The 13,732-nt window shown below is 65.0% G+C and carries 9 protein-coding genes and 1 pseudogene; 3 read left to right on the forward strand and 7 right to left on the reverse strand.

The genetic code is table 11. The features are described from left to right. Together AC07O3_RS11290 and AC07O3_RS11295 are read right to left on the reverse strand one after the other, a co-directional pair. A partial coding sequence (locus tag AC07O3_RS11290; protein ID WP_495339625.1) for a beta strand repeat-containing protein occupies positions 1-3,902 on the reverse strand: 3,902 nt, incomplete at its 3' end. Between the two features lie 15 nt (positions 3,903-3,917). Then, positions 3,918-4,028: pseudogene (locus AC07O3_RS11295) on the reverse strand (ESPR domain-containing protein); the annotation flags it as partial. Between the two features lie 502 nt (positions 4,029-4,530). Between AC07O3_RS11295 and AC07O3_RS11300 the strand changes: the two are divergent. Further along, a complete protein-coding gene (locus AC07O3_RS11300) occupies positions 4,531-5,667 on the forward strand; it encodes a DUF2827 domain-containing protein (protein WP_495339341.1) in 1,137 nt (378 codons plus the stop codon). Positions 5,668-5,687: 20 nt separating this feature from the next. Beyond that, the gene (locus AC07O3_RS11305) at positions 5,688-6,548 is read left to right on the forward strand and encodes a hypothetical protein (protein ID WP_426391828.1); all 861 of its coding nucleotides are present in this window, start codon (positions 5,688-5,690) and stop codon (positions 6,546-6,548) included. Positions 6,549-6,624: 76 nt separating this feature from the next. Here AC07O3_RS11305 and AC07O3_RS11310 read toward each other — a convergent pair whose 3' ends face one another. The 5 genes from AC07O3_RS11310 to AC07O3_RS11330 all read right to left on the reverse strand — a co-directional run bounded on the left by AC07O3_RS11310 (position 6,625) and on the right by AC07O3_RS11330 (position 12,662). Next, positions 6,625-9,210 (reverse strand): bifunctional aconitate hydratase 2/2-methylisocitrate dehydratase, encoded by a 2,586-nt coding sequence (locus AC07O3_RS11310; protein ID WP_495339342.1) that lies wholly within the window; start codon positions 9,208-9,210, stop codon positions 6,625-6,627. Positions 9,211-9,286: 76 nt separating this feature from the next. Then, a complete protein-coding gene (locus tag AC07O3_RS11315) occupies positions 9,287-9,844 on the reverse strand; it encodes a hypothetical protein (protein WP_093049550.1) in 558 nt (185 codons plus the stop codon). Between the two features lie 34 nt (positions 9,845-9,878). Continuing rightward, positions 9,879-10,877, reverse strand: coding sequence for an HpcH/HpaI aldolase/citrate lyase family protein (locus AC07O3_RS11320; RefSeq protein ID WP_495339343.1), 999 nt, complete (start codon positions 10,875-10,877; stop codon positions 9,879-9,881). Beyond that, positions 10,874-11,659 carry a trans-aconitate 2-methyltransferase gene (tam, locus tag AC07O3_RS11325; RefSeq protein WP_495339344.1) on the reverse strand — a complete coding sequence of 262 codons (786 nt, stop codon included), beginning with the start codon at positions 11,657-11,659 and terminating at the stop codon, positions 10,874-10,876. The genes AC07O3_RS11320 and tam overlap by 4 nt, the downstream gene beginning before the upstream one ends. A 16-nt stretch (positions 11,660-11,675) precedes the next feature. Then, positions 11,676-12,662, reverse strand: a complete 987-nt coding sequence (locus AC07O3_RS11330; RefSeq protein ID WP_042578072.1) for a malate dehydrogenase — start codon at positions 12,660-12,662, stop codon at positions 11,676-11,678. A gap of 184 nt (positions 12,663-12,846) precedes the next feature. Here AC07O3_RS11330 and AC07O3_RS11335 point away from each other — a divergent pair, with 184 nt between their 5' ends. Beyond that, positions 12,847-13,605 (forward strand): GntR family transcriptional regulator, encoded by a 759-nt coding sequence (locus AC07O3_RS11335; RefSeq protein WP_093049541.1) that lies wholly within the window; start codon positions 12,847-12,849, stop codon positions 13,603-13,605. Positions 13,606-13,732 lie beyond the last annotated feature (127 nt).

The raw sequence follows: 13,732 nt of genomic DNA on the forward strand, positions 1-13,732 counted from the left end.
AGGCTGGTCACGTTGCTGTTCGTGGTGCTCAGGCCAGTCGACAGGCTACCGATGCTGCTCGTCGCAGTGCTCAGACCAGTCGACGTCGAGGTCGACAGACTGGTCACATTGCTGTTGGTCGTGCTCAGGCCGGTAGACAAGCTACCAATGCTGCTCGTGGCAGTGCTCAGACCGGTCGACGTTGAAGTCGACAAGCTGGTCACATTGCTGTTGGTCGTGCTCAAGCCGGTCGACAGGCTGCCGATGCTGCTCGTCGCTGTGCTCAGGCCCGTGGAGGTCGAAGTCGACAGGCTAGTCACATTGCTGTTCGTCGTGCTCAGGCCCGTGGACAAGCTGCCGATACTGCTCGTCGCCGTGCTCAGCCCCGTCGAAAGGCTGGCAATGCTGCTCGTCGCCGTGCCGATGCTGCTAGACAACGAAGCTGTGACGGTCTTGACTTGCAGGACGTTGACGGCGTCCTGGTCCGCGCTGCCCGGCGCCACGCCTGTGATCTGGCGGTTGCCCACGTTCACTTCACCCGATGAGCTTTGCTTGCTCGTCAGGCCGAACGCGTCGTAGTTGGCCAACGCACCCACGCTGGCCACCGAGTTCGCACCCAGCGCCACGCTGTCGGGCTTGGTGGTCTGGGCGTTCTTGCCGACCGCCACGCTGTTGTCGCCGTTGGAGATCGCGTTCTGGCCGATGGCCACGCTGTCGGCGCCGTTGGCCTGGCTGTCCGCGCCGGTGCTGTTGGCGTGGAAGTACTTCGTACCGGTGTTGTAGATCGAGCTGACCGACGAGCTCAGGGTGCCAAGGTTGCTGTTGGTCGTGCTCAGGCCAGTCGACAGGCTGCCGATGCCGCTCGTTGCGGTGCTCAAGCCGGTGGACAGGCTGGAGACGTTGCTGTTCGTCGTGCTCAGGCCCGTTGACAGGCTGCCGATGCTGCTCGTCGCAGTGCTGAGACCTGTCGACGTCGAAGTCGACAGGCTGGTCACGTTGCTGTTCGTCGTGCTCAAGCCGGTAGACAGGCTGCCAATGCTGCTCGTGGCGGTGCTCAGACCCGTCGAGGTCGAAGTCGACAGGCTCGCAACGTTGCTGTTGGTCGTGCTCAGGCCTGTAGACAGACTGCCGATGCTGCTGGTCGCGGTGCTCAAGCCGGTCGAGGTCGAGGTCGACAAACTCGCAACGGCGCTGTTCGTGGTGCTCAAACCAGTCGACAGGCTGGAGACATTGCTGTTGGTCGTGCTCAAGCCGGTCGAGAGGCTGCCGATGCTGCTTGTCGCGGTGCTCAGACCTGTGGAGGTCGAGGTCGACAAGCTGGTCACGTTGCTGTTCGTGGTGCTCAGGCCAGTCGACAGGCTGCCGATGCTGCTCGTCGCGGTGCTCAAACCGGTCGAGGTCGAGGTCGACAGGCTGGTCACGTTGCTGTTCGTGGTGCTCAGGCCAGTCGACAGGCTGCCGATGCTGCTCGTCGCGGTGCTCAAACCAGTCGAGGTCGACGTCGACAGGCTGGAGACATTGCTGTTTGTCGTGCTCAGGCCAGTGGACAGGCTGCCAATGCCGCTAGTCGCCGTACTCAGACCCGTGGAGGTCGACGTGGACAGGCTGGTCACGCTGCTGTTCGTGCTGCTCAAGCCGGTCGACAGGCTACCGATGCTGCTCGCCGACGCGCTCAGGCCAGTGGACAGGCTGCTGACGGTGCTGTTGGTCGTGCTCAGGCCAGTCGACAGGCTGCCGATACCACTCGTCGCAGTGCTCAGACCGGTCGAAGTCGAGGTCGACAGGCTGGAAACCCTGCTGTTGGTCGTGCTGAGCCCGGTCGAAAGGCTGCCGATGTTGCTCGTCGCAGTGCTCAGGCCCGTCGAGGTCGAGGTCGACAGACTGGTCACATTGCTGTTCGTTGTGCTCAGGCCCGTGGAGAGGCTGCCGATGCTGCTCGCGGTGGTGCTCATGCCCGTGCTCAACTGAGCCACGGTCACGGCGTCCTGGGGCGCCGCGCCATCGGCAACGTTCGTGATTCGCCGCAGGGCGGAAGACGAACCCACCGAGACCTCGGACGCAGGCGCGTTGGTGTTGGTGAGGAACCCCTTGCCGGTAGGCGCCGCGGCGCCGGTCACGCTGCCCGCGCCAATTGCGACGCTGTTTGCATACGCTGCATTGGCGCTGTCGCCGACAGCAATGCCGGACGCGCCATTGACGGCTGATCCACGTCCGACGGCAATGCCGGAGGTTGCCGTCGCAGCGACAGCGGACTGCCCACCAATGGCGATCGAATCGTTCGCAAGCGCCTTCGCCCCGCCAACGGAGTTGGAGCCAATCGCGGTGGATCCGTCAGCGAACGAATTCGCTGTCCGGCCAAGGGCCACGGAGTAGGCGCCTGTGGCGTTGGCTCCCGAGCCAATGGCAGCGCTGCGGTCACCCATGGAAGAAGCATTGGTGCCGACCGCCAGGCCGTTTGTTGCACCGGCGCCGGTCTGCGCGGCATAACCGATAGCTGCGGAGGTGGCGCCCTGGGCATTCGAAAGGGTCCCGAATGCCGTGGAACCGCTGCCCGTGGCATTTGCGCTGTTGCCGAAAGCGGTCGAAGGTGCCAGTCCCGATGCATCGCCAACGGCACGCGCGTTGGTGCCGAAAGCCATGTCGTTGCCGAAGGCTGCATTGGCGTTGTTGCCGAAGGCCGTCGCGCCGCCGCCATTGGCCTTGGCACCGGCGCCGACCGCGACTGCGTTGGCGCCAGAGCCAATGGCAGAAACGCCGAGGGCTACCGCGTTGAGGGCCGACGCATTGGCGCCGTCGCCAACGGCAACACCGGCTGTGCCGCTGACGATCGAGCCGCGACCGACCGCGATACCGGAGTTGGCGGCAGCCGCCACCGAAGACTGACCGCCGATGGCGATGCCGTCGACGGCCGCCGACTTTGCCACGTCGGTGGTGTTGCTGCCGATGGCGATGGCGCCGGTGTTCGAAGCCAGCGTGCCATTGCCCGCTGCCAGCGAGTTCTGGCCCGTGGCTTTGGCTCCCACCCCGAAGGCGGTCGCGCCGCTGGCAGAAGCCGTGGTGCCGTTGTTGCCGATCGCCAGCGTGTTCAAGGCACTGGCCGTGGTCTGGCCGCCGACGGCGGTCGAATCCTGGCCGGTGGCCTTGGCACCTGTGCCAACGGCGGTGGAATCGCCCAACGATGCAGCCGTACCCGTCGCCACGGCACCCCAGCCGATCGCAAGATTCGAGGAGCCGGTAGTCGCAGCGTTGGCATTCGTGCCGATGGCGATGGCATTGCTGCCGATCGCGTTCGCGCCGTCACCGAGCGCAATCGCACTGGTACCCGCGACGTTGGCGCCGCGGCCGATGGCTACGCCCGAAGTGGCCCCGGAACTGACAAAAGCCTGGCCGCCGATGGCGATGGAATCCGTCGCGGTCGCCTGCGCCCCCTTGGTCGCGTTGCTGCCGATGGCCACCGCCCCGCTGCCCGAGGCGGTGGTCGAGTTGGCAACGGTCAGCGGGGTGGTGCCGTCCCCGCCAGCGCCGCCGATGGCTACGGAATTGAGCGCGGCAGCGTTGCTGCCGAAGCCCATCGCGATGCTGGAGATGCCGCCCGCGCTCGACTCCAGCCCGTAGGCGCTGCTCCACTTGCCGCTCGCGTTGCTGAGGAAGCCGAATGCGGAAGCCCCGGTTGCCCGGCCCTGGGCGAACGCGCCGTACACGGTCACCGCGGTCGAGCCCGTACCGGTCGCGTTGCATCCCGCCACCAGCGAGTAGGTGCCGGTACCGTCTTGCGTCGGTGCACCGGTCGCTCCACTGGTGCTTCCGGGATTCACGCGGCCGACGATGCCACTCGATCCCGTCACACAGGTGCCGTCGGTATTGATGACGTTGGCGTACGCCACCCCGGCTCCGCCCTGCATCACCCCATAGATGGCCGCCACCGCCAGGAGACGGAATGTCGACCGCTTCGCGCTACCGCTTCGCTTGCCGCACGCCGAGGTGAGCTCGGAAGCCGCCACCCATGCTCCCAGGGCTTCGTTCCATATGCTTCTGTATGACTTGTTCATTTGCTGTTCGGCTCGCGGTGAATGGATTGACGGGTTCAGATCGACAAAAAATGCGATGCCCCTGCGTCAGGTTCCATCGCTGAAGGCACGCGCTTGGGAGTGCCTCGATTACAGGAATGCTGGAATGTACGGACTTGTTTACATTTGAGTTCGCATGCCGCAATAGGGAAATTTCAAACCAATGATTTAGTTCACAAAAATGAAATATGAGTGAACTCATTCAGGACCGAGGGTTGCCGACAAGCCACTGAAAGCGGGAGGCCACATAGAATCCAAAGCGCGGCTTCAGCGGACTTTTTTCACACAACTTCGCCGATAAGCCCTCTTTCTCCTTCTTCTCTCCGCCTACTTAAAGAGCAGTGCGCCTGCTCTTTGCAAGCCTCGAAGAACGACAAAGCCCGCTGAAATAGGAATTTCGTCACATAGCATTTAATTAATTGCCAATCCCAGAAAGCGATCTCCAATCGCCGCGGATGGCCATTAACATTCTTGAAACAATTAAATGAGGTCCGCCATTCAGCTGCGCATCGGCATCACCATCGGCCTCCACCACGAGGCCGAAACCCTCTGGAACAACGGCATCAAGCAGAACGCCGTGTTCCTGGCGGAAGCACTGAAGCACTGCCCGGATGTGGCCTCGGTGGTACTGGTCAACACCACGGCGATCCCGATCACCCCGGCCCTGCCCTGGGACCAGACACGCTGGCCTACCGTGACCTTCGAGGCGGCCAAGGACAGCGTGGACGTGCTGATCGAGCTCGGCGGCCAGATTGACCCGGCGCAGACCGACTACCTGAAGCAGCGTGGCGCGCGGCTGGTGTCCTACTGCTGCGGCTTCGAATACGTGCACGCCATGGAGTCGATGCTGTTCAACAAGCCGCTCTGGGGGCAGAACCTGTTCGTGAACCAGCGCTACGACGACATCTGGATGGTTCCGCAGGTGGCGAACATCAGCCAGCCGTACTTCGAGGTGCTGCGCCGGACCGAGGCGCGCCCCGTGCCTTTCGTGTGGAGCCCGGTATTCCTGGACGAACGCACGCGAGCCCTCCCCGACGCCGGCGTCTACCAGCCGCACGCCGGGCCGCGCCGCCTCAGCGTGATGGAGCCGAACATCAACGTGGTGAAGTTCTGCCTCTACCCGGTACTGATCGCCGAGTTGGCCTACCGCGCCCGGCCCGAAGCCATCGCGCTGCTGCAGGTCACCAATGCCGAACGGCTGGCCAGGGAGAACATGGAGTTCATCACGCTGATGAACCAACTCGACCTGGTCCGCGAGCACAAGGCGGTCTTCCTGGGCCGACATGAAACGCCCGTGTTCCTCGCGCAGAACACCGACATCGTGGTTTCGCACCAGTGGGAGAACCCGCTCAACTATTTCTACCTGGAAACCTGCTGGCAGGGCTATCCGCTGGTGCACAACGCGCACCTGTGCGCGGACCTCGGCTACTACTACCAGGGCAACGACGTGGCCGGCGGCAGCGCCCGGGTGCTCGAAGCCATCGACACGCATGATGCGCAGGCAACCGCCTATCGCGAGCGCCAGCGCAGCCTGATCGACCGCCACCTCCCCGGCAACGCCGCGGCCACCGAGGTCTACAACAACCTGCTGCTCGGCCTGATGCAGCGCCCCGCCCGATAGACAGGCACACGGAGCCCGAAATGCTTGACCCGTCCGAACTCCGGCAGTTCTTTCCCGTGGTCGTGACACCGAGCCACGACGGCAAGTTCTTCCAGAACTACGTCGCCTCGATGCTGAACTTCACTGTCCAGGCCGAGCGCGCCGGCATGCGCATGCAGGTGCTGATGCACCAGGGCGAGAGCCTGGTGACGCGTGCGCGGAACAACTGCGTGGCCCAGTTCCTCGCCAATCCGCAATGGACCCACCTGTTCTGGATCGACGCCGACATCGGCTTCTCGGCGCAGGCGGCCTTCCGGTTGCTGCTGTCGGGCTACGACATCGCGGCCGGCGTCTATCCGCTCAAGCGGGAGAACTGGCCCGACGACGGCGTGGCAGCGGGCACGACGCAGCAGCAGTTCGAGGCCACCTTCACCCGCTACACAGTCAACGCCAAGGCCTCGGAGACCACTTCGCAGGTCGAACTCAAGATCCAGCCCGACGGCTTCATGGAGATGACCGAGGCACCGACCGGATTCATGGTGATCAAGCGCGCCGTGTTCGAGCGGCTCATGGCGAGCTACCCCGACCTCGCCTACGTGCCCGACAGCATCGGCGAGGCCGACCTGGGCCTGCACTACCGCTTCTTCGACGTGATGGTCGACCCGCAGACGCGCCGCTATCTCTCGGAGGACTACGGCTTCTGCCGCCTGTGGTCGGGGCTGGGCGAGTCGATCTACATCGACGCCAATTCCAACCTGACACACCAGGGCGCCAAGCTGTACCGCGGCGACTTCGCCAACTCGCTGCTGACCTCCCTGCCCCATGCGGTGGGCGGCCCGGTCGGCGCGAAGATGGTGCTCACGGGCCAGGAGTACCTGCAGCCCAACGCGCCCTCGCTCTGAGCTGAACGAAGGCGCATCGCCCACAAAAAAAGCCCCGCCGAAGCGGGGCTTTCTGATTGGAGCGAGCCGAAGAAGATCAGGCCGCGACCGTGTCCGCCACGCCCTTGTAGTCTTCGATCTTGTCGAAGTTCAGGTACTGGTAGATCTGCGCGCTGGACGCATCGAGCACGCCCGTGGCGGCCATGTACTCCTCGCGGGTCGGGATGCGACCCAGGCGCGAGCAGATGGCGGCCAGTTCGGCCGAGCCGAGGTACACGTTGGTGTTCTTGCCCAGGCGGTTGGGGAAGTTGCGCGTGCTGGTCGACATCACCGTCGCGCCTTCGCGCACCTGTGCCTGGTTGCCCATGCACAGCGAGCAGCCCGGCATTTCAGTGCGGGCACCGGCATTGCCGAACACGCCGTAGTGGCCTTCCTCGGTGAGCTGCTGCGCGTCCATCTTGGTGGGCGGAGCGATCCACAGCTTGACCGGGATGTCGCGCTTGCCTTCGAGCAGCTTCGACGCGGCGCGGAAGTGGCCGATGTTGGTCATGCACGAGCCGATGAACACCTCGTCGATCACGGCGCCGGCCACGTCGCTGAGCGTCTTCACGTCATCGGGGTCGTTCGGGCAGGCCACGATGGGTTCGTGGATCTCGGCCAGGTCGATCTCGATCACGGCGGCGTAATCAGCGTCGGCATCGCCCTTGAGCAGTTGCGGGTCCGCAAGCCAGGCTTCCTGCGCGGCGATGCGGCGTTGCAGCGTGCGGGCATCGGCGTAGCCTTCGGCAATCATCCACTTCATCAGCGTGATGTTGCTGTTGATGTACTCGATGATCGGTTCCTTGTTCAGGTGCACCGTGCAGCCGGCGGCCGAGCGTTCGGCCGAGGCGTCGCTCAGCTCGAAGGCTTGCTCCACCTTCAGGTCGGGCAGGCCTTCGATTTCGAGGATGCGGCCCGAGAAGATGTTCTTCTTGCCCTTCTTCTCGACCGTCAGCAGGCCGGACTTGATGGCATACAGCGGAATTGCGTTGACCAGGTCACGCAGCGTCACGCCGGGTTGCATCTTGCCCTTGAAGCGCACGAGCACCGATTCGGGCATGTCCAGCGGCATCACGCCGGTGGCGGCCGCGAAGGCCACGAGGCCCGAGCCTGCCGGGAAGCTGATGCCGATGGGGAAGCGGGTGTGGCTGTCGCCGCCCGTGCCCACGGTGTCGGGCGTCAGCAGGCGGTTGAGCCACGAGTGGATCACGCCGTCGCCGGGGCGCAGCGACACGCCGCCGCGGTTGGCCATGAACTCGGGCAGTTCGTGGTGCATCTTGACGTCGACCTTCTTGGGGTACGCCGCCGTGTGGCAGAACGACTGCATCACGAGGTCGGCCGAGAAGCCCAGGCAAGCCAGGTCCTTCAGCTCGTCGCGCGTCATCGGGCCGGTGGTGTCTTGCGAGCCGACCGAGGTCATCTTGGGTTCGCAGTACGTGCCCGGGCGAACGCCCTGGCCTTCGGGCAGGCCGCAGGCGCGGCCGACCATCTTCTGTGCCAGCGAGAAGCCCTTCTTGGTGTCGACGGGGCTTTGCGGCAGGCGGAACAGCGTCGACACGGGCAGGCCCAGCGCCTCGCGCGCCTTGGCCGTCAGGCCGCGGCCGATGATCAGCGGAATGCGGCCGCCGGCGCGCACTTCGTCGAACAGCACGTCGCTCTTGACCTGGAACTCGGCGATGACCTTGCCGTCCTTCAGCGCCTTGCCTTCGTAGGGACGCAGCTCGACCACGTCGCCCATGTTCATTTGCGCCACGTCGAGCTCGATGGGCAGCGCGCCGGAGTCTTCCATGGTGTTGTAGAAGATGGGAGCGATCTTGCCGCCGAGGCAGACGCCGCCGAAGCGCTTGTTCGGCACGAAGGGAATGTCTTCGCCGGTGAACCAGAGCACCGAGTTGGTCGCGCTCTTGCGCGAAGAACCCGTGCCGACCACGTCGCCGGCATAGGCCACGAGGTGGCCGCGGGCGCGCAGGTCTTCGATGAACTTCACGGGGCCGCGCTTGCCGTCTTCTTCGGGAACGATGCCCGGGCGTGCGTTCTTGTGCATCGCGAGCGCGTGCATCGGAATGTCGGGACGGGTCGTCGCGTCGGGTGCGGGCGACAGGTCGTCGGTGTTGATTTCGCCGGCCACCTTGAAGATGCTGACGGTGATGCTCTCGGGCACTTCGGGGCGGCTGGTGAACCACTCGGCATCGGCCCAGCTTTGCAGCACGCCCTTGGCGTTGGTGTTGCCCTTGTCGGCCTTTTCCTTGACGTCGTGGAACTGGTCGAACATCAACAGGGTTTTCTTCAGGCCTTCTGCTGCCACAGCGCCGACTTCAGCGTCGTCGAGCAGGTCGATCATGGGGCTGATGTTGTAGCCGCCGAGCATGGTGCCGAGCAGTTCGGTCGCGCGGGCGCGCGAAATGAACTCGCTCTTCTCGGTGCCGTGGGCCACGGCCGCGAGGTAGCTCGCCTTGACCTTGGCGGCGTCGTCGACGCCGGCGGGCACGCGATAGGTGAGCAGGTCGAGCAGGAAGGCGCCGTCCTTGGCGTTCGCGCTCTTGAGGAGCTCGATCGCTTCAGAGGTCTGCTTCGCGCTCAAGGGCAGCGGCGGGATACCGAGCGCGGCGCGTTCGGCAACATGGTCAACGTAGGCTTGCAACATCTTCTTTTCTCCGGAAACTGAGCTGGCGGGCGTGCAGTACGGCAAGCAAGAGCCGCGCCGCACGCCGTTTCGTTACTTACTTCTTTTCGCCGTCGGCGCCTTCGAACAGGGCCTTCGGCGGGTTCTTCTTCATTTCTGCGGCAAATGCGACCTGGGCGTCGGTCTGGCATTCATCGGCAATGCGCAGGCCGGCCTTCTGGTTCATCAGCATCGACTTGTTGCCGAGCTGCAGCCACATGGCGCCGGCACGCGGGTCTTCGAGGCGGATGGCGCCGGTGCGGCTTTCGACCGGGTGCATGCGGTACTTCAGACCCTTGGTGGTCACGGTGAAGAAGCCGGGCTTCTTCTCGTCGGGCGTGACGGTCACGTCGGCGCCGAGTTCGCACTGGGCGCGGCCGATCGACACGCGCTGGGCGACAGCCAGGTCGGCATCGGTGAGCACGACGTTCGTGTCGTCGGCGATCGGCGTGACTTCCTCGACAGCCTTGGCCGCCTTGCGGGTGACCTGGCGCTTGGGAGGCGTCTTCTTGGCTTCGGCCTTTGCCGCAGGCTTGGCCGCGGGCTTCGCGTCCTGCGCGACTGCTGCAAGCGGCAGGGCCAGGGCGACGGCGGCGATCAGGGCAATTTTCTTCATGTGTGGGTTTCCTTGAGGCTGGATTCAGAGAGTTTCAGGAGGCCGCGAGCGCAAACCAGGCTTTCGCCTCGGGGGGCAACGCGCGCCCTGTTGCGTGGGCGCGCGTCAAGACCTGCCAAAAGTGGCGGTAGCTCGCGCGGTCGTGCAATGTGCCATCAATTTGTGTCGGAGCCCAATCAGCAAGCGCCGCTTTTGCAATGATTTGTGTGGCAACTTGAATCTGCGCCTCGTCGGGCGCAAAGGCCTCGAGGATGGGGCGGATCTGGTTCGGGTGGATGCTCCACATGCGCGTGTAGCCGAATTCGGTGGCCGCCTTGCGGGCGGCCGTGCGCATAGCATCGGTGTTGCTGAACTCGGTGACCACGCAGTGCGAAGGCACCTTGCCGTAGGCATGCGCGGCCGATGCGATGGCCAGCTTGGCGCGCACCACGAGCGGATGGCTGAACTGCCCTGCCGCACCCATGCCATCGGCAGGGATCGCACCGGCGTGGGCCGAGACGAAATCCATCAGACCGAAGCTCAGCGACTGCACGCGCGGATGGGCGGCAATCTCGAAGGCGTTGTGCACGGCGAGCGGCGACTCGATCAGCACGTGCAGCGGCAACGTATCGGCATCGGCCGCCTCGAGCGCCGCGACAGCCTGCAACACATCGGCCACCGATTCGACCTTCGGCACCATCAAATGACTCAGGCGCTGGGCGGCACGGCCGGCAATGGTGATCACGTCGCCGGCAAAGGCGGGATGGTCGACGGGGTGCACGCGCACGCCGACGCGCATGCCGGGCCTGGCGGCCAGCGCCAGTTCGGTGACGAGCGCGGCATGCTCGGCCTCGCCGCCTACCGGGGCGCCGTCTTCGCAATCGAGGGTGACGTCGAACACGCAGGCGCCGAACTCCTCGGCCATCTCCGCCTGGAGCGCGAGGCTCTTCTTCATGCGCGCTTCGACGCCGCTGTAGTGGTCGCACACAGGCAACGTCACGGCGCCGGCTTGTGCGCCGAGCAGTACTTCAGCGGGATGCGCGGTCTTCGTCATGCCTTTTTCTGCGCCACGATGAACATGCGCGGAAAGGCGAGCAGCCGCTTGCCGTCGGTGCGCGCCGGATAGGCTTCGTTCACTCGACGCTCGTACTCGGCAAGGTAGCTCGCCTGCAGGTCCGGCGGCAGGCGGTCGACGAAAGGCTTCAGCCCCGTGCCGCGCACCCATTCGACGATGGATGCGGCATCGGCCATGCGGTGCTGGTAGATCGTGTGCCAGACATCGACGTGCACCGCACGCGGCGCCAGCAGGTCGTAGTAGCCACCGAGGTCGAGCAGCAGGGTGCGCAGCTTGTCGGCGTCGCCGATGCGTTCGGCCCACGGTGCTTCAGCGGCCACCGCACGCATCAGGCGATGCGTGGGCTCCTGGCGGTTGTCGGGCATCTGGATGGCAAGCACGCCACCCGGGGCCAGCGCGTCGAACAGGCGCGGGATCAGCTTTTCGTGATCGGGCACCCACTGCAGGGACGCGTTGGCATAAATGAGGTCAGGAGCTTCTTCCTGGGATTGCGGCGCCCAGGTCGCAATGTCGCTCAACTCGAAGCGCGCCTGCGGCAGGCGCTCGCGCGCGCTGACAAGCATGGCTTCGGAGTTGTCGGTTCCGAGGACTTGCGCCTTCGGGAACCGGTTGACCAGCAGCTCGGTGGAGTTGCCCGGTCCGCACCCGAGGTCGACCACGCGAGCGGCCTCGGTCAGTGGCACCCGCGCCAGGAGCTCCTGTGCGGGTCGGGTGCGCTCGTCCTCGTAGCGACGGTAGAGCGCGGGGTTCCAGTCGAGCATGCTGGCTGGTCGTGCTTTAGAGCAGGTGAGCGACGCCGGCGCGTTCGCCTTCCAGTTCTTCCAGGGTCTTGTTGATGCGTTCCTGGCTGAATGCATCGATCTCGAGGCCTTCGACCAGCTTGTATTCACCGTTTTCGCAGGTGACCGGGAAGCCGAACATCACGTCCTTCGGAATGCCGTACTGGCCGTCCGACGGAATGCCCATGGTGACCCACTTGCCGTTGGTGCCCAGGGCCCAGTCGCGCATGTGGTCGATGGCGGCGTTGGCAGCCGAGGCAGCCGACGACAGGCCGCGCGCTTCGATGATGGCAGCGCCGCGCTTGCCGACGGTCGGCAGGAAGGTGTTGGCGTTCCATTCCTGGTCGTTGATCATCTTGGCGACGCTTTCGCCGTTGATGGTGGCGAAGCGATAGTCGGCGTACATCGTGGGCGAGTGATTGCCCCAGACGGTGAGCTTCTCGATGTCGGCCACGGCCTTGCCGGTCTTGGCGGCGATCTGGCTGGCGGCACGGTTGTGGTCCAGGCGCAGCATGGCGGTGAAGTTCTTGCGCGGCAGGTCGGGAGCGCTCTTCATGGCGATGTAGGCGTTGGTGTTGGCCGGGTTGCCGACCACCAGCACCTTGACGTTGCGGCTGGCGACGGCGTTGAGGGCCTTGCCTTGCGCGGTGAAGATGGCGCCGTTGACGGCTAGCAGTTCGGCACGTTCCATGCCGGGGCCGCGGGGACGCGAACCGACGAGCAGTGCGTAGTCGGCGTCCTTGAAGGCGGTCATCGGGTCGCCGTGGGCTTCCATGCCGGCCAGCAGCGGGAAGGCGCAGTCGTCGAGTTCCATCATCACGCCCTTGAGCGCCTTCTGGGCCTTCTCGTCGGGGATTTCGAGCAGCTGCAGGATGACCGGCTGGTCTTTGCCGAGCATTTCACCGGAGGCGATACGGAACAACAGGGCGTAACCGATTTGACCGGCGGCACCGGTGACGGCAACGCGGACGGGCTTTTTGCTCATGGGAAGACTCCAGAAGGTAATGAAACGGTGTCGGCGCTCTCGTGGGGCGCCAGGGGTTCTGCGGGCTGGGAATACTTCCCGCAGCGCGAGACCGGCCGCATTTTAAGCCGATTCAATGAGCCTCGTCTTATGTCTTATATAAGATATCCTCCGGGGGTCCGCCAAGGCGCACCCCACCGCTGCCATGAACACGCCCACCACATTCGACGAGCCCGCGACGCCGTCCTTCAGTCCGCTCTACCAGCAGATCAAGACATTGATCCTGCAGAGCCTGCAGGCCGGCGAGTGGAAGCCTGGCGAGCCCATCCCGAGCGAGATGGACCTGGCCGTGCGCTATCGGGTGAGCCAGGGCACGGTGCGCAAGGCCATCGACGAACTTTCTGCCGAAAACCTCGTGGTGCGCCGCCAGGGCAAGGGCACCTTCGTCGCCACGCATGCCGAGCAGCATGTGCAGTACCGCTTCCTCAAGCTCGTGCCCGATGCGGGCGACCCGAACACCGAGGGCCCGGCGGTGCGCACCATCGTCGACTGCAAGCGCCAGCGCGCATCGGCCGACGTGGCGCGCGCGCTCGGCCTGCGTACGGGCGACGCTGTGCTGCAGGTGCGGCGCGTGCTCGCCTACGGCGGCGTGCCCACCATCCTCGAAGACCTCTGGCTGCCCGGTGCGCCCTTCAAGGGACTCACCGCCGAGCGGCTGCGCGCGTGGCCCGGCCCGATGTACGCGTTGTTCGAAACCGAGTTCGGCGTGCGCATGGTGCGCGCAGAAGAAAAAATCCGCGCCGTGCTGCCCGATGCCGAACAGGCCGCGCTGCTCGACGTGACGCTGCAGATGCCCCTGTTGAGCGTGGAACGCGTGGCGCACACCTACCATGACATGCCGATGGAGCTGCGTCGCGGGCTCTATCGCACCGACACGCACCACTACAGGAACCAGCTGGGCTGATCCCGATGCAGACGAAGGCCGAATACCGCCGCGCCGATGTGCGCATACAAGCTGCGCATTGCGCTACGAAGTCAATAGCATCCGACTGCAACGGTGCGCCGACTCGTGCATGTCCGCTGCGCGATGG

This window comes from Variovorax sp. GW821-FHT09D05 (assembly GCF_059416325.1).

Coding starts and splice junctions, on each gene's coding strand:
- AC07O3_RS11300 (WP_495339341.1), top strand. CDS start 4,531: ATGAGGTCCGCCATTCAGCTGCGCATCGGCATCACCATCGGCCTCCAC.
- AC07O3_RS11305 (WP_426391828.1), top strand. CDS start 5,688: ATGCTTGACCCGTCCGAACTCCGGCAGTTCTTTCCCGTGGTCGTGACA.
- AC07O3_RS11310 (WP_495339342.1), bottom strand. CDS start 9,210: ATGTTGCAAGCCTACGTTGACCATGTTGCCGAACGCGCCGCGCTCGGT.
- AC07O3_RS11315 (WP_093049550.1), bottom strand. CDS start 9,844: ATGAAGAAAATTGCCCTGATCGCCGCCGTCGCCCTGGCCCTGCCGCTT.
- AC07O3_RS11320 (WP_495339343.1), bottom strand. CDS start 10,877: ATGACGAAGACCGCGCATCCCGCTGAAGTACTGCTCGGCGCACAAGCC.
- tam (WP_495339344.1), bottom strand. CDS start 11,659: ATGCTCGACTGGAACCCCGCGCTCTACCGTCGCTACGAGGACGAGCGC.
- AC07O3_RS11330 (WP_042578072.1), bottom strand. CDS start 12,662: ATGAGCAAAAAGCCCGTCCGCGTTGCCGTCACCGGTGCCGCCGGTCAA.
- AC07O3_RS11335 (WP_093049541.1), top strand. CDS start 12,847: ATGAACACGCCCACCACATTCGACGAGCCCGCGACGCCGTCCTTCAGT.